The sequence below is a fragment of the Janthinobacterium sp. GMG1 genome (assembly GCF_034427795.1).
In the GTDB taxonomy this organism is placed as follows: Bacteria; Pseudomonadota; Gammaproteobacteria; order Burkholderiales; family Burkholderiaceae_D; genus Janthinobacterium.
In genome coordinates this window covers 559,812-574,619 of the sequence record NZ_JAXQNT010000001.1, presented here as the reverse complement: position 1 = coordinate 574,619, position 14,808 = coordinate 559,812, and the positions used below count along the sequence as shown (strand labels likewise).

Sequence of the window (14,808 nt, the reverse complement as noted above, 5' to 3'; positions counted from 1 at the left end):
TCGGAGAACCGCATTGCGTAATATTTCCCTGTTCCTGCGATCCCTGCTGTTCATGATCATCATGATCGTGGCCACCATCGTCTGGGCCTGCGTGTGCTTTTTCGCCGCGCCATTGAGCTACAACAAGCGCTATTGGGTCACCTCGCGCTGGAACGTGTTTATCCTGTGGTGTGCCAAGGTCATTTGCGGCATCCGCTACGAAGTCAAGGGCGCCGAGAACTTCCCCGATGCGCCGGCCATCGTGCTGTCGAAGCACCAGTCGGCCTGGGAAACCATCTTCTTGCTGCCAAGCTTGCCACGCCCGCTCGTGTATGTGTTCAAGAAGGAGATTTTGTACATCCCGTTCTTCGGCTGGGCCATGGCGCTGCTGCGCATGATCCCCATCGACCGCAAGCAGGGCAAGCATGCGTTCAAGAGCGTCGTGGCCCATGGCAAGCGCCGCCTGGCCGATGGCCAATGGATTATCATGTTCCCTGAAGGGACCCGCATTCCCGTCGGCCAGGCGGGCAAGTACAAGAGCGGCGGCACGCGTCTGGCGATTGCCACGGGTGCCGTGGTGGTGCCGATTGCGCACAATTCAGGCGAGTGCTGGCCCAAGCAGTCATTCCTCAAACGCCCGGGACTGATCACCGTCTCGATAGGCAAACCGATTTCGCCGGAAGGGCAAACCCCGGACAGCATGATGCAACAGGTGGAAAATTGGATAGAATCAGAAATGCGCGTCATTTCGCCTCACGCCTACAACGCTGGCTAGACGGCATCAGCGCGGTCATCCAGGAGCCGACACTGCGCCAGCAGATGAAGACCATCAAGGTCGGCGACCAGCAACTGGATTTGTTCGCGCATGACGTCTCGACCAGCACGCCCCCGGCGGTGCGCCCCACGGCACCGCCAGCGCCGCCCGTGGAGGCGAAGCCTGTAGTTCCCCTGGCGCCGCCACCGGCGCCTGCCACGCCTCCCGCACGCCCTGTCCTTCCCTCCCCGCCACGCACCGCCGATGGCCCGCCGCTGCGCCAGCTGCAGCTGGGCAGCCACCTCGTCGAATTCGCCCTGCGCCGTTCCACGCGCCGTTCCATCGGCTTCATGATCGACGATAACGGCTTGCGCGTGACGGCACCCAAGCGTGTCACCCTGGCCGAAATCGACAACGCCATCCGCGCCAAGCAAGGCTGGATCGTCTCGAAACTGCTGGAACGGGGCGAGCGCAAGGTGCAGCGCCAGCAGCGCCCGCCCGTGGCCTGGGTCGACGGCGCCGTGCTGCCCTACCTCGGCGGCGACATCACCTTAAGATTGCACCAGGCGCCGCGCCACCGCGCCAGCTTCCAGCGCGAGACGAATGAGCTGCACGTATGGGTCACGCCCACGGGCAGCGAGCAGCAATTGAAGGAAAAAGTGAAGGGCTGGTTCCAGCATGAAGCGCGCCAGCTGTTCGAGGCGCGCCTGGACGTGTATGCGGACAAGCTGGGCGTAAGCTATGACTCGCTGTCGCTGTCGTCGGCCGGCACGCGCTGGGGCAGCTGCACCATCGAGCGCAAGATCCGCCTGAACTGGCGCCTGATCCACTTCGCCCTGCCGCTGATCGACTACGTGGTGGCGCATGAACTGTCGCACCTGCTGGAAATGAACCACAGCCCCCGCTTCTGGGCCACCGTGGAATCGATTTATCCCGATTACGATGGCGCCAAGCAGGCACTCAGAAAACGCTCGCAGGAGCTGCCAGTCCTGTTCAATTAAGCTGGCAGCAAAGGCCGGATGGCCGCGACGGTCCGCGGCGTGGCGCCCCGGTGCTGGTTCGCAAACGCCAGCGCTTTTTCTCCCATTGACGATAGACGCGCAGGATCTTGCAGCAGCGCCGATGCCTGCGCCATCAGCGCATCGGCATCCGCCACCAGCGCGGCGCCGCCTGCGGCAATCGCCTGCTCGGTGACCAGCGCGAAATTGAAGGTGTGCGGGCCGATCAGCACGGGCTTGCCCAGGGCTGCCGGCTCGATCAGGTTTTGCCCGCCCAGCGGCAGCAGGCTGCCGCCGACGAAAGCGCAATCGCAGGCTGCGTAATACGCAAACATCTCGCCCATCGAATCGCCCAGCAACACCTGCGTGCCCGCAGAAACGGTATCGTCCTGCGCCAGGCCGGACCTGCGCTGCACGGCCAGGCCCTGCGCCACGACCAGTTTTTCCACCTCGTCGAAACGCTGCGGATGGCGCGGCACGACCAGCAGCAGCGCATTCGCAGGCAAGCTGGCACGGGTATAGGTATCGAGAATCAGCTGCTCTTCCCCTTCGCGCGTGCTGGCGCATAGCAGCACGGGACGCTGGCCGATGGCGCCGCGCAGCCAGGCGCCCGTCGCCAGGGCCGCCTCGGGCACGACGACGTCGAACTTGATGCTGCCCGTGACAACGACTTCCTGCACACCCAGCTGGCGCACGCGATCGGCGTCGTCCTGCGTCTGCGCCGCCACCAGGGTGATGCCGCGCGCCGCATCGGCAATCAGCTTGCCCAGGCGCTGCGCCTTGCCCAGCGAGCGCTGCGACAGGCGCGCATTGGCCAGCACCACGGGCACTTTGTAGCGATTGCATTGGTGGATCAGGTTCGGCCACACTTCCGTCTCCATCAGGATGCAGATGCGCGGCGCGAAATGGCGGATGAAACGGGCCGGCATGGCGCCCGTGTCATATGGCAGGTAGCTTTGCACGAGGCGCGCGCCGTGTTTGGCGAACAGGGACTTGCCCGTGGCGCGTCCCGTCGGTGTCATGTGCGTGAGGACGATGCGGCACGCCGGCCATGCGGCCAGCAGCGCATCGATCAGCGGCTCGGCCGCGCGCGTCTCACCGACGGAGACGGCGTGCAGCCAGATGGTGTCAGGAAGCGGTGTGGCCCGGCGGCCGTAAAAGCCCAGGCGCTCGCCCCAGTGCTGGCGATAGCCGGGTTCCTGGCGTCCGCGCAGCCACAGCCGCGCCAGCACCAGGGGCAAGGCCAGCCACCAGGCAAGGGTATAAAGAAGTCGCATGTTTGTTTAATGTTGAAGTCAGGCGGGAGGATAGTCGGCCAGCAGGCGCTGCGCTGCGGCCAGCACGTCCGGCACGCCGGGCGGCGCGCCCTTGTCGCCCAGGTTGATGATTTTCGGCGACCAGTTGCCTTCCGTTTTCCACAGCGGCGAATCGGCATAGATTTCCACCGTCGGACGCACGAAGGCGGCGGCGATATGCGTCAGGCCCGTGTCGACGCCGACCACCAGCGCCGCGTGGCGCGCCAGCAGGGTGGCGTCGCCCATCGACAGCTTCGGCAGCACGCGCGCATTCGGCAAGCCGGCCGCCACTTGTTCGGCTTCCGCCTTTTCCTTGGGCGAACCCCAGGGCAGCAGAATCGGCATCGGTGCCAGCGCCTGGCCCAGGGCGATCCAGTTTTCCGGCGCCCATTTCTTGGCGTCGCGCGCCGTGCCGTGGAAATACACGCAGTAAGGCGCCTCGCCCATCCAGTCCGGGCGCGGCTCGCTGCCGGATACTTCCGGCAAGCCGAAATCGGCCGGCGTGTCGACCGTGTAACCGAGTGCCGCGCCCGCCACCAGGCGGCCGCGCGCCACCGCATGCGTGCGCGGATCGAGCGGAATGCTTTTCGTGTGGAACAGGCGCGAGATGCCTTCATAGCCGGAACCTTCGCTGCCATTGGCCAGGCCGACTTTCTGTCCGCCCGGTGCCAGGCGCGCCGCGCCCATGATGATGCCCGTCTTCAGCAAGCCCTGGGTATCGAACACATAATCGTACTGCGTCTGGCGCAGGCTGCGGAAGAAGGCGGCGATTTCCGCGCGCGTCTCTTTCTTGCCCAGGCTCTTGCGCCAGCGCCGCAGCGCGAACGGGAAAATGGTAGCCACGCGCGGATTCAGGCGCACCAGGCTCGTGTAGCCCTCCTCGACCACCCAGTCGATGGTCGCGTTCGGGAAATGGCGGGCGATGTCCGCCACCATCGGCAGGTTATGCAGCACGTCGCCCAGCGAAGACACCCGCACCAGCAGGATTTTCAAGGGCGCCTGTGCGCCAGGTTGAGCCGCCATGCTGTCAGAACGGCAGCACGGCGTCTGGCTTGGCGGCCAGGATCACGCTCTTGAACTGTCCCTGGATGCGCGCCAGGGCTTCCGGCGTTTCCGCTTCGAAGCGCATGACGATCACCGGCGTCGTGTTCGACGAGCGGGCCAGGCCGAAGCCGTCCGCGTATTCCACGCGCAGGCCGTCGATGGTGATGATCTGTTCATTGCCGGGGAAGACGGCGTCGCGGCGCAGCATGTCCATCAGCGCGACGTTCTCGCCTTCCTTCAGTTCCAGGTGCAATTCCGGCGTGCTGTCGGACTGCGGCAGGGAGTTCAGCAGGCTTGACGGATCGGCTTCGCGCGTGAGGATTTCCAGCAGGCGCGCGGCCGAATACAGGCCGTCGTCGAAACCGTACCAGCGGTCCTTGAAGAAGATATGGCCGCTCATTTCGCCGCCCAGCGGCGCACCCGTTTCACGCAGCTTGGCTTTCACCAGCGAGTGGCCCGTCTTGTACATCAGCGGCACGCCGCCATGCTTGGTGATGTACGGCGCCAGGTGGCGCGTGCATTTCACGTCGTACAAAATCTGCGCGCCAGGGTGGCGGGTCAGCACGTCGGCGGCGAACAGCATCATCTGGCGGTCAGGGTAGATGATCTGGCCATCCTTGGTGACCACGCCCAGGCGGTCGCCGTCGCCGTCGAAGGCGATGCCGATTTCGGCATCCGTCTCGGCCAGGCAGCGGATCAGGTCTTGCAGGTTTTCCGGATGCGCCGGGTCCGGGTGGTGGTTCGGGAAATTGCCATCGACTTCGCAAAACAGTTCGATGACGTCGCAACCCATGCCGCGGAACAGGTCGCCCGCGAATGCGCCGGCCACGCCATTGCCGCAGTCGACGGCGATCTTGATCGGACGCGCCAGCTTGACGTCGCCCAGGATGCGCTGCAGGTAGGCGGCGCGGATATCATGCGTGGCATAACTACCCGGCGTGGCGCTGGCGCTACCGTCATGCGCGACGATGCTGTGATACAGGGCCTGGATCGCTTCGCCGTGGATCGCTTCACCGGCCAGCACCATCTTGAAGCCGTTGTAGTCGGGTGGATTGTGGCTGCCCGTGACCATGATGCCCGAGCGCGTGTCGAGCACATTCGTGCCGAAGTACACCATCGGCGTGGCCACCACGCCCAGGTCGATCACATCGACGCCTGCCGCTTGCAAGCCTTGCGCCAGCGCCGCCGTCAATTCCGGTCCCGACAGGCGACCATCGCGGCCGATCACGACTCGCTGCTCGCCCTTGGCCAGGGCAGCCTGGCCAAATGCCTGACCGATCTTGTGGGCCACGCTGGCATCGAGGGTTTTAGCGATGATGCCGCGAATATCGTAGGCCTTGAAGATCGTTCTGGACAATGGAAGCATGGTGTGGGCGGTATAAGAGGGTCAATAGGGTGCCTGGCGAGGTGCAGCGCGGGGCTGACAGCTTGCTACTGCGCCAAGAGTATACCGAATTATACGCGCAGCAGATCGATCGACTTGCCCGATTCCACCCACTGCCTGACCCACAGCGGCTGGCGGCCACGGCCTGTCCATTGCTCGGCTGCATTGTCAGGATGGCGGTAACGCACGGCGACTTTGCCCGTGCGCGGGTGCAAACCGTCGAGTATCAGCTGTTTCAGCGGAATGCCCGCCTGCTGCGCGATGGCCATGATCTGTTCGCGCGCCTTGTTCAAGTCTTCACGTTCGCGGCCGCTCAATTCCTGCTTGACATTATCTTCCAGTTTGCGCAATTCCAGCATCGTCAGCGTCGACAGATCCATTGGTACATCCTTTATATTAATTTAAATAATAAAATCACGTGGAATATACTACATTGCATAAATACCTGCGCACCATTGCATAATCCATCGCCAATTGAATCACGACTCCCGATTTATTTGGCGGCCCAACATTAAGATTAAATGAAGAATATGCAGGAAGCGTGCGTGGAGGTAAATAAACATGGATAAAATGGCATTCCGGCATGCCTGAGCGGCGTGCCGCAAGATAATGACCGATATATGACAGTGGAAAGTTCCGCCCAATTAAATCCCCCTGCGGCCATAATCGGCGCCCTTATTTTCTTCCGCCGGCCAGACTCGCAATCGGGAAATTGCCGGCAATGCAGCCGACGCCAATGGGCCGGCATGCTTATAATGCAGGCGCATAGTTCACTTCACCCCGGCACATATGAAAACTTACTTTATCGGCGATCTGCAAGGCTGCCATGCACAAACCGTCGAACTGATCGAACGGATCCAGGCGGCAGCGGATGGCCCGTACCGCCTGCTGTTCGCGGGCGACCTGATCAACCGCGGCCCGGCCTCGCTGGCCACCCTGCGCCACGTGCACGCGCTGGCGCAGCAGGGCCTGGCCGACAGCGTCCTGGGCAACCATGACTTGCACCTGCTGGCCGTGGCCAACGGCATCCGCCCCGAGCATGCGTCCGATACGCTGGCCGAGATCCTCGACGCGCCCGACCGCGACGAGTTGATCAACTGGCTGCGCCGGCGACCATTGGCGCTGGAACACGATGGCCACGTTCTCGTGCACGCGGGCTTGCTGCCGCAATGGAGCGCGACCCAGGCCCTGTCCCTGAGCGGGGAAGTGTCCGCCATGCTGCGCAGCGACGAGTGGGCGGCCTTCCTGCGCACCATGTACGGCAACGAGCCGGCCGCCTGGCGCGACGACCTGCAGGGCGCCGACCGGCTGCGCTGCATCGTCAACGCCATGACGCGGCTGCGTTTTTGCACGCCGGACGGCGTGATGGACTTCAAGATGAAGGAGAGCGGCAGCCCGCCACCGGGCTCCGGCCTGCTGCCGTGGTTCGACGTGCCGGGACGGCGCAGCGCCGGCGACACCATCGTCTTCGGCCACTGGTCGGCGCTGGGACTGCAGTTGCGGGAACACCTGATCGGCCTCGATAGCGGCTGCGTCTGGGGTGGAAAACTGTCGGCCGTGTGCCTGGAAGACCGCTCCTTGCTGCAAGTCGATTGCCCCGCCTTCCAGCAGCACAGCGGCAAGCGCTAAATGGCAAGCATGGCGCGCATATGCTTAGTCGAAATCGGTCGTTGGCCTTGCCGCGCGCAGCCCGTATGATGCAGCTTTTGCCTTTGCTATCCCATGCATCCTGATACCGACAGACTGGCGCGCTGGCTGCTCGGCAGCCTGGAACTCGACACCGCCGTCCTGCATGTGGGCCAGTACTGCGGCCGCTGGCGCGCTTCCACGGCGGGCCGGGAACTGGGCAGCTTTCACCTGGTGCTCGATGGCCACTGCTATTTGCACCTCGATGGGGCGGCGCCGATTGCGCTCGGCCCGCGCGACGGCGTCTTCCTGCTGCGCGACTTGCCGCACTTCCTCAGCCCCCACAGCGACCCGCTGCAGGCGGTGAGCGCGCAAGCGATGCTGCCGCTGCAAGCGTCCACGGACCAGCCGGCGACGGCGCTGGCCTGTGGCTTCTTTCAATTTAGCGGCGCCCTCTCCGCGTTGATCGTCGACTCCTTCCCGCCGTACCTGCTGATACGCGGCGACGCGCCCGCCTTCAGCGCCGCTGCCGCCCTGTTCGACCTGATCCTGGCGGAAGCGGGCGGCGATCCGGAGCAGCCGTCACCCCTCATCGCGCGCCTGGTCGAACTGCTGTTCTTTTACCTGATCCGCCATGTGGCGCAGGGCGAGCAGGTGGCGGCCGGCTTGCTGTCGCTGCTGCACCAGCCCGCGTTTTCGCCGCTGCTCGAACGCATGCTCGACGCGCCCGCCGACGACTGGTCGATCGAGAACATGGCCAAGGCCGCGTGCATGTCGCGCGCCAGCTTCTGCAAGCATTTTGCCAGCGCCAGCGGCCACTCGCCGGCCCAGTTCCTGCTCCTGCTGCGCATGAAGATCGCCGCGCGGCGCCTGCACGATGGCGTCTCCGTCGAACGCGCGGCCGAACTGGTGGGCTACCGCTCGCACGCCGCCTTTACGCGCGCCTTCAAACGGGTCACGGGCGAGCAGCCGGGCGCCTACCGGCGCGACCAGCGCCAGCGCCAACTGGCCAGCTGAAATCAAGGATCACGCAATCGCAGACGAACGAGCACAAAAGGACGACGCTGACGTCTGTTGCGTGCACGGCATGGCCGATATAATGGCCGGGTGACTTACCAACTTAGCAAGGTACCCCATGTCCCGTCTGACGCTGCACACTCTCGATACCGCCCCGGCCGATAGCCGCCCCTTCGTGGAAAAGGCCATCGCCAACAATGGCTTCCTGCCCAACCTGATCGGCGTGCTGGCCAATGCCCCGCTGGCCCTGGAAACCTATCTGACCGTCTCCGGCATCAATGCGCGCGCCAGCCTGACGTTAATGGAACGCGAAGTGGTGCAAATCACGGCCGCGCGCATCCATGGCTGCGATTTCTGCATCGCCGGCCATAGCGCCATCTCGCTGAAAAAAGCGGGCCAGACGCCGGACACGGTGCGCGCCCTGCAGCACGGCCAGCCGACGAACGACGCCAAGCTCGACGCCGTCGCCGCCTTCGCCACGGCCGTCATCGCCACGCGCGGCGCCGTCAGCGACGCCGAGTATCAAACCTTCCTGGCCGCCGGCTACAACGAACAGCAGGCGCTGGAAGTCGTGCTGGGCATCAGCCTGGCGACCCTGTGCAATTTCTCCAACAGCCTGGCCGGCACGCCCGTCAATCCGCAATTGACGCCCTACCTGCCTGGCGCCGTCTGACATGCGCCAACTCAATCACTGGCTGCACATGCATGCCGACCAGCTCGACCAATCGTCGGAACTGGCTGAAACCGTCCTGCCGGCACTCGCTGGCGACCAGCTGCTGGCCATCGGCGTGCCGCAGGAACACGGCGGCGCGGGCGGCGACGTGCGCGACGCCATCGACGCCATCGCCAAAGTCGCCGAGCAATCGGTGACTGCGGCCTTTGTTTTCTGGGGCCAGCGCTGCTTCATCGAATTCCTGCTGCAAAGCGGGAACCGCGCGCTGGCCGAGCGCCGCTTGCCAGGCCTGCTGGCAGGCACGCAGGCAGGCGCCAGCGGCCTGTCGAACGCCATGAAATTCTTGTCCGGCATCGAACAGCTGCAAATCACGGGCGCGCGCCATGATGACGGCTTGCTCGTCGACGGCGGCCTGGCCTGGGTGACGAACTTGCGCAAGGCGGGCTTCGTCGCGGCCGCCGCCGTGGCGCCGGACGACGGCGCGCCACCCGTCATCGTCGCCTTCGACAGCGGCACGGCAGGCGTCAAGCGCAGCGACGACCTGGACCTGATCGCCCTGCGCGGCAGCAATACGGCTTCCGTCAAGCTGGCGCAGGTGCACATCCCCGCCGCGGACATCATCAGCGACAACGCGCCGGCCTGGCTGCCGCAGGTACGCCCCTCGTTCCTCGGCATGCAGTGCGGCCTGTCGATCGGCCTGGCGCGCGCCAGCCTGGCCAAAGCGGCGCAAATTTCCGCCGGCTCGCGCAACCAGCTCACGCCGCGCATCGAAGCGCTGCAAGCGACCCTGGAAAGCGCCGTCGCGACCCTGCTGGCCGGCGTGCACGATGGCCGCTTCCAGACGCAGGCACCAGCCATGTTCCGCCTGCGCATACAACTGGCGGACGTGCTGCAGCAGGCGCTGATGCTGGAACTGCAAGCGATGGGCGGGCGCGCCTACCTGAACGCCGAGCAGCAGGGCTTTGCCCGCCGCTGGCGCGAATCGTCGTTCATCCCCATCGTCACCCCCAGCCTGACGCAATTGCAGGCGGCCTTGCAGCTGTTCGACAGCCAGCAGGCGGCCAAGGCGGGAGCATCGGCATGAGCGTTGCTGATTGGGCCTTGCAGGCGCAGGATCTGAGCTATGCCTATGCGGGCAACGCGCCCGTGTTCCAGCACGTCTCGCTGGGCGTGCGCAAGCGCGAAATCGTCTGCCTGCTGGGCGGCAGCGGCTGCGGCAAATCGAGCCTGCTGCGCGTGCTGGCCGGCTTGCAGCAGCCGTCCACGGGCGAGATCCAGTTCCTCGACGCGCCCATGCGCGAACCGGACCCGCGCAGCGCCCTCGTGTTCCAGCAAGCGAGCCTCCTGCCCTGGCTGAACGTCACGGGCAACGCCGGCTTCGGCCTGGACTTCAAGCACCAGCCGCAGCTCACGCGCGCAGCGCACGAGGCGCGCGTGGCGCAAGCCATCGAAGCGGTCGGCTTGAAGGGCCGCGAAAAACTGTACCCATCCGCCCTTTCGGGCGGCATGGCGCAGCGCGTGGCCCTGGCCCGCGCGCTGGCGCGCGAACCGGAACTGCTGTTCGCCGACGAACCGTTTTCCGCCCTCGACGCCATCACGCGCGCCGAGATGCAATCCTTGCTGGTGGACGTGGTGCACCGCTGGCATACGGCCGTGCTGCTCGTCACGCACGATATCGATGAAGCCATCCTCGTGGCCGACCGCATCTTGCTGATGGGCGGCAAGCCGGGCAACATCGTGCGCGAATGGCCCGTCGCCATCGACCAGCCACGCATCGGCCACAGCGCCGAAGTGATCGCCCTCAAGATGGACATCCTCGACGCCCTGCAGGCGCTGCAAAAGCAGGATCAAACGCCTGCCTTCGCCCCCCTATAACCAATCGGAGCACTTCATGTCCTTCCCAGAAAATAACAACCCCCTGCACATCTGCGCCTCGTCCGATTGCGACTGCGGCCTGACGCGACGCGACTTCCTGCGCATGTCGGCCCTGGCCACGGCCAGCGTCGCCTCACCCCTGCTGTTCGCCGGCGACGCCATGGCCCAGCAAGGCCCGAAAGGCGACGACCAGCCCGTGAAAATCGGCTATCTGCCGATCACCGACGCCACCCCGCTGCTCGTCGCCCACGCGCGCAAGCTGTTCGAAGCGGAAGGCTTGCAGGCCGAAACGCCACGGCTGTTCCGCAGCTGGGCACAGATCATCGAAGCGTTCGTCGCCGGCCAGGTCAACGTCATCCACCTGCTGTCGCCCGCCACCTTGTGGGTGCGCTACGGCGCCAAGTTCCCCGCGAAAGTCGTCGCCTGGAACCACGTCAACGGCTCCGCGCTGACGGTGGCCAACGAGATCAACAAGGTCTCCGACCTGGGCGGACGCACGGTCGCGATTCCCTTCTGGTACTCGATCCACAATATCCTGCTGCAGCAGATTCTGTCCTCGAACGGCTTGACCCCGGTCACGCGCGCGCGCAACGCGGCCATCAAGCCGAATGAAGTCAACCTGATCGTGCTGGCGCCGGCCGAAATGGTCTCGGCCCTGGCCAGCAAGTCGATTGCCGGCTACATCGTGGCCGAGCCGTTCAATGCGGCGGCGGAAAACGCCGGCATCGGCAAGATCCTGCGCTTCTCGGGCGACGTGTGGAAAAACCATGCGTGCTGCGTCACGTTCCTGTCCGAGCGCGACATCAACACGCGTCCCGAATGGGCACAGAAAGTCACCAATGCCATCGTCAAGGCGCAGCTGTGGACGCGCTCGAACCAGGTCGATACGGCCAAGCTGCTGTCGAACGTGGGCGAGCACCGCTACACGCCGCATCCACTGCAGGTGCTGACCAAGGTGCTGGCCACCACCGATTACGCCGGCTATGAAAAGCAGGGCCTGATCGTGCACAAGAACTGGCAGCAGCGCCGCATCGACTTCCAGCCGTATCCATTTGCTTCGTACACGGAAGAACTGGTGCGCGCCATCGGCCGCACCAAGGTCGAGGGCGACACGCGCTTCCTGGCCAACCTCGATCCGAAGTTCGCCGCGCGCGACCTGGTCGATGACCGCTTCGTGCGCAAGGCCATCACGGCAGTCGGCGGCCCGGCCGCATTCGGCTTGCCGGCCAACCTGCTGCGCAGCGAAACCGTGGCGGTCTGACGATGGCAAGCAAGTTGTTCACGAAGTTCGGCCTGCCCCTGGTGGGGCTGGCCTGTGCCTTGCTATTGTGGTCCATGGGCGTGACGGCGCTGGAGAAATCCACGCCCATCGCCACCGCCTTTGCGCCGCTGCCTACGGCGCTGGCGTTCCAGGAGATGGTCGGCGGCTCGGATATCTGGCTGCACGTGGTATTGAGCCTGCAGCGGGTGGCGGTCGGCCTGGGACTGGCGATCGTCATCGGCGTACCGCTGGGCGTGCTGGTGGCCATGTCGAAAAGCTTTTCCGGCGCCGCCATGCCGCTATTCCAGCTGCTGCGCATGATTTCGCCGCTGTCGTGGATGCCGATCGCCGTGATGGTGCTCGGTGTCGGCGACGCGCCCGTGTACTTCCTGCTGGCGTTTGCGGCCGTCTGGCCGATTTTGCTCAATACGGCGGCCGGCGTGGCGCGGCTCGATCCGAACTGGCTGCTGCTGGCCCGCAGCCTGTCGGCCACGCGCAGCGAAATCGTCTTCAAGGTGATTTTGCCGGGCATCACGGCCGATATCCTGACGGGCGTGCGCCTGGCCATCGGCATCATCTGGATCGTGCTGGTGCCGGCGGAAATGCTGGGCGTGTCAGCGGGCCTCGGCTACTTCATCCTCGACACGCGCGACCGGCTCGCGTATTCGGAACTGATGGCCGCCATCGTGCTGATCGGCATACTCGGTTTCATCCTCGACTACCTGGCCCGCGCCGCGCATGCGCGCTGGCTGCATGTGAAGAATTAAGCTACCTTCTCCAGCGGCAGCGCAGCGGCGATAGTCGCCTGCGTTGCCGCTGCCAGTTCGCGGCGGTGCGCATCGAGCGTCGCCACCGGCGCCAGACAGGTCAGGCGCGCCGTGATGTGCGGGCCGCTCAGGATCGCCACCATGCTTTGCGCAAAGCTCATGTCGCCGATGAAGTCGACGGCGTGGTGCAAGGCCCCCTTGTCATCCACATACACGAGCGCGAACGGCTGCACCGGCACTTGCGCGTCGATGGCCGCCTCAAACAGGTTGGCGTGAAACGGCAGGATCTGTCCTTGCGCGGCGGTCGTGCCTTCGGGGAAGAACGCGATGCGTTCGCCCGCCGTCAACTTATCCACCAGGCCCTGGAAAATCAGGCGCAAATCGCGCTTGCTGCCGCGCGAAATGAAGATGGTGCCGGCGCGTCCCGCCAGCCAGCCCAGGATCGGCCAGGCACGGATTTCCGCCTTGGCGACGAAACGGCAGGGGTGGACGGCGTTGATGACGAAAATATCGAGCCACGAAACGTGGTTCGCCACCACCATCGCATGGTCGAGCGCCGGCACGCTGTCTGCCGGCTGCGCCACGTGCACGCCGCAGATGTCGAGCAGCTGTGTCGACCAGCGGCGGATGCGCCGGTTGCGCCCCTCCAGGTCAAGCCAGGGAAAGAGCACGGCGCTCTTGGCCATGCCGCAGCCCAGGTGAATGGCGATGCGCGCGAGGCGGTAGGTAAGCAGAAGTTTCAAATCACACCAACAAATAAACCAGAACCGAAATCCGGGAGCAGACAAGGGGTGCCGGGGCAGCGTGCCCCCGGTCCATGGATCTGATTTTTAACGCTGAAACGCCACCTGTCCGGCAACGATGGTCGCCTTGACGATGCCGCTCAACTCATAGCCGAGGAAAGGCGTGTGCTTGCCCTGGCTGGCCAGCGATGCCGACGACACGGTCCAGCGCGCGGCGGCATCGAAGACGCAGATGTCAGCCGCTTCACCCACGGCCAGGCTGCCGGCCGGGATGCCGGCGACACGGGCCGCGTCGGACGTAACCTTGGCCACGGCGCGCGCCAGCGGACGCTCGCCCGCTTGCGGCTGCGCCAGCGCATAGTCGTCGGCCCATTTCAGGGCCAGCGACAGCAGCAATTCCAGGCCCGTGGCGCCGGGCGACGCTTCGCCGAACGGCAGCAGTTTTTCATCATCATCGACAGGCGTATGGTCCGAGCACATGGCGTCCACCGTGCCGTCAAACAGGCCGGCACGGATCGCATCGCGGTCGCGCTGGCTGCGGAACGGCGGCGTCACGCGTGCGTTCGGATCGAAGAAGCCGATGTCGGCGTCCGTCAGGTGCACATGGTGCACGCCCACGTCGCAGGTGACGGGGAGACCTTCGGCTTTGGCAGCGCGGATCAGTTCCAGGCCGGCCGCCGACGAAATGCGGCACAGGTGCACGCGCGCGCGGCTGGCGCGCATCAATTCGAAAATCGTGTGCAGGGCGATGGTTTCGGACATCACGGGCACGCCGGACAAGCCCAGGCGCGAGGCCAGCGGGCCGCTGTGGGCGATGCCGCCGCGGCCGATATGCGGGTCTTGCGGACGCAGCCAGACGGTGTAGCCGAAGGTATTCGCGTACTGCATGGCGCGCAGCAGCACGGTGGTGTCTTCGATCGGCTCTTCCGCCTGCGCGAAGCCGATGCAGCCCGCTTCCGTCAGTTCCGCCATTTCCGTCAGCGACTTGCCCTTCAAACCCATGGTCAGTGCGCCCAGCGGGTGCACGTGGGCCTTGTTCTGCGTCTTGGCGCGGTATTTCAGCATTTCCACCAGGCCCGGCTCATCCAGCACGGGGTCGGTGTCGGGCGGGCAGACCAGGCTCGTGACGCCGCCTTGCAGCGCCGCCTGCAATTCCGATTCCAGCGTCGCCTTATATTCGTAGCCCGGCTCGCGCAGGCGCGCGGACAGGTCGACCAGGCCGGGGGAAACCACCAGGCCGGCCGCGTCAAACGTGGTGTCGGCCTTGAAGCCGGCCGGGGCGCTGCCCACGGCCAGCACCTTGCCGTCGGCGATAAACAGGTCTTGCAAGCCATCGATGCCGTTGGCAGGGTCGATCAGGTGGCCATTCTTGATATGTAGTGTCGTCATGCT

At 65.2% G+C, this 14,808-nt stretch carries 15 protein-coding genes; 9 read left to right on the top strand and 6 right to left on the bottom strand.

Annotated elements, in window-relative coordinates:
* Window positions 1-13 precede the first annotated feature (13 nt).
* Together SJI03_RS02640 and SJI03_RS02635 are read left to right on the top strand one after the other, a co-directional pair.
* Window positions 14-754: a lysophospholipid acyltransferase family protein gene (locus SJI03_RS02640; RefSeq protein ID WP_034746739.1), complete on the top strand. Its 741-nt coding sequence runs from the start codon at window positions 14-16 to the stop codon at window positions 752-754.
* A gap of 44 nt (window positions 755-798) precedes the next feature.
* Window positions 799-1,734 (top strand): M48 family metallopeptidase, encoded by a 936-nt coding sequence (locus tag SJI03_RS02635; protein WP_099376575.1) that lies wholly within the window; start codon window positions 799-801, stop codon window positions 1,732-1,734.
* On the opposite strand, the gene waaA is transcribed toward SJI03_RS02635, so the two are convergent.
* The 4 genes from waaA to SJI03_RS02615 all read right to left on the bottom strand — a co-directional run bounded on the left by waaA (window position 1,731) and on the right by SJI03_RS02615 (window position 5,834).
* Complete coding sequence (gene waaA, locus SJI03_RS02630; protein ID WP_322426160.1) at window positions 1,731-3,008, bottom strand: lipid IV(A) 3-deoxy-D-manno-octulosonic acid transferase; 1,278 nt, start codon at window positions 3,006-3,008, stop codon at window positions 1,731-1,733. The genes SJI03_RS02635 and waaA overlap by 4 nt on opposite strands.
* An 18-nt stretch (window positions 3,009-3,026) precedes the next feature.
* Complete coding sequence (gene waaC / locus SJI03_RS02625) at window positions 3,027-4,049, bottom strand: lipopolysaccharide heptosyltransferase I (protein WP_322426159.1); 1,023 nt, start codon at window positions 4,047-4,049, stop codon at window positions 3,027-3,029.
* Between the two features lie 4 nt (window positions 4,050-4,053).
* Window positions 4,054-5,436: a phosphomannomutase/phosphoglucomutase gene (locus SJI03_RS02620; protein ID WP_322426158.1), complete on the bottom strand. Its 1,383-nt coding sequence runs from the start codon at window positions 5,434-5,436 to the stop codon at window positions 4,054-4,056.
* A gap of 89 nt (window positions 5,437-5,525) precedes the next feature.
* Window positions 5,526-5,834, bottom strand: coding sequence for an H-NS histone family protein (locus SJI03_RS02615; RefSeq protein ID WP_322426157.1), 309 nt, complete (start codon window positions 5,832-5,834; stop codon window positions 5,526-5,528).
* A gap of 409 nt (window positions 5,835-6,243) precedes the next feature.
* Here SJI03_RS02615 and SJI03_RS02610 point away from each other — a divergent pair, with 409 nt between their 5' ends.
* From SJI03_RS02610 to SJI03_RS02580, 7 genes are all read left to right on the top strand, one after another.
* On the top strand, window positions 6,244-7,083 hold the full coding sequence (locus SJI03_RS02610; RefSeq protein ID WP_322426156.1) for a symmetrical bis(5'-nucleosyl)-tetraphosphatase: 840 nt from the start codon (window positions 6,244-6,246) through the stop codon (window positions 7,081-7,083).
* A gap of 93 nt (window positions 7,084-7,176) precedes the next feature.
* Window positions 7,177-8,097, top strand: a complete 921-nt coding sequence (locus tag SJI03_RS02605) for an AraC family transcriptional regulator (protein WP_322426155.1) — start codon at window positions 7,177-7,179, stop codon at window positions 8,095-8,097.
* A gap of 118 nt (window positions 8,098-8,215) precedes the next feature.
* Window positions 8,216-8,770: a carboxymuconolactone decarboxylase family protein gene (locus SJI03_RS02600; RefSeq protein ID WP_099376568.1), complete on the top strand. Its 555-nt coding sequence runs from the start codon at window positions 8,216-8,218 to the stop codon at window positions 8,768-8,770.
* 1 nt (window position 8,771) lies between these two features.
* Complete coding sequence (locus SJI03_RS02595) at window positions 8,772-9,854, top strand: acyl-CoA dehydrogenase family protein (RefSeq protein WP_322426154.1); 1,083 nt, start codon at window positions 8,772-8,774, stop codon at window positions 9,852-9,854.
* Window positions 9,851-10,645, top strand: coding sequence for an ABC transporter ATP-binding protein (locus SJI03_RS02590; RefSeq protein WP_099376566.1), 795 nt, complete (start codon window positions 9,851-9,853; stop codon window positions 10,643-10,645). The genes SJI03_RS02595 and SJI03_RS02590 overlap by 4 nt, the downstream gene beginning before the upstream one ends.
* Window positions 10,646-10,661: 16 nt before the next feature.
* Window positions 10,662-11,906 (top strand): ABC transporter substrate-binding protein, encoded by a 1,245-nt coding sequence (locus tag SJI03_RS02585; RefSeq protein ID WP_099376565.1) that lies wholly within the window; start codon window positions 10,662-10,664, stop codon window positions 11,904-11,906.
* Between the two features lie 2 nt (window positions 11,907-11,908).
* Window positions 11,909-12,673, top strand: coding sequence for an ABC transporter permease (locus SJI03_RS02580; protein ID WP_034780216.1), 765 nt, complete (start codon window positions 11,909-11,911; stop codon window positions 12,671-12,673).
* Here the strand turns inward: SJI03_RS02580 and SJI03_RS02575 are convergent.
* Together SJI03_RS02575 and SJI03_RS02570 are read right to left on the bottom strand one after the other, a co-directional pair.
* Window positions 12,670-13,416 carry a lysophospholipid acyltransferase family protein gene (locus SJI03_RS02575; RefSeq protein WP_322426153.1) on the bottom strand — a complete coding sequence of 249 codons (747 nt, stop codon included), beginning with the start codon at window positions 13,414-13,416 and terminating at the stop codon, window positions 12,670-12,672. The genes SJI03_RS02580 and SJI03_RS02575 overlap by 4 nt on opposite strands.
* An 87-nt stretch (window positions 13,417-13,503) precedes the next feature.
* Window positions 13,504-14,805 carry a dihydroorotase gene (locus tag SJI03_RS02570; RefSeq protein ID WP_322426152.1) on the bottom strand — a complete coding sequence of 434 codons (1,302 nt, stop codon included), beginning with the start codon at window positions 14,803-14,805 and terminating at the stop codon, window positions 13,504-13,506.
* Between the last annotated feature and the right edge of the window lie 3 nt (window positions 14,806-14,808).

Coding starts and splice junctions, on each gene's coding strand:
- SJI03_RS02595 (WP_322426154.1), top strand. CDS start 8,772: ATGCGCCAACTCAATCACTGGCTGCACATGCATGCCGACCAGCTCGAC.
- SJI03_RS02610 (WP_322426156.1), top strand. CDS start 6,244: ATGAAAACTTACTTTATCGGCGATCTGCAAGGCTGCCATGCACAAACC.
- SJI03_RS02590 (WP_099376566.1), top strand. CDS start 9,851: ATGAGCGTTGCTGATTGGGCCTTGCAGGCGCAGGATCTGAGCTATGCC.
- SJI03_RS02615 (WP_322426157.1), bottom strand. CDS start 5,834: ATGGATCTGTCGACGCTGACGATGCTGGAATTGCGCAAACTGGAAGAT.
- SJI03_RS02605 (WP_322426155.1), top strand. CDS start 7,177: ATGCATCCTGATACCGACAGACTGGCGCGCTGGCTGCTCGGCAGCCTG.
- SJI03_RS02585 (WP_099376565.1), top strand. CDS start 10,662: ATGTCCTTCCCAGAAAATAACAACCCCCTGCACATCTGCGCCTCGTCC.
- SJI03_RS02580 (WP_034780216.1), top strand. CDS start 11,909: ATGGCAAGCAAGTTGTTCACGAAGTTCGGCCTGCCCCTGGTGGGGCTG.
- SJI03_RS02635 (WP_099376575.1), top strand. CDS start 799: ATGAAGACCATCAAGGTCGGCGACCAGCAACTGGATTTGTTCGCGCAT.
- SJI03_RS02620 (WP_322426158.1), bottom strand. CDS start 5,436: ATGCTTCCATTGTCCAGAACGATCTTCAAGGCCTACGATATTCGCGGC.
- waaA (WP_322426160.1), bottom strand. CDS start 3,008: ATGCGACTTCTTTATACCCTTGCCTGGTGGCTGGCCTTGCCCCTGGTG.
- SJI03_RS02570 (WP_322426152.1), bottom strand. CDS start 14,805: ATGACGACACTACATATCAAGAATGGCCACCTGATCGACCCTGCCAAC.
- SJI03_RS02600 (WP_099376568.1), top strand. CDS start 8,216: ATGTCCCGTCTGACGCTGCACACTCTCGATACCGCCCCGGCCGATAGC.
- waaC (WP_322426159.1), bottom strand. CDS start 4,049: ATGGCGGCTCAACCTGGCGCACAGGCGCCCTTGAAAATCCTGCTGGTG.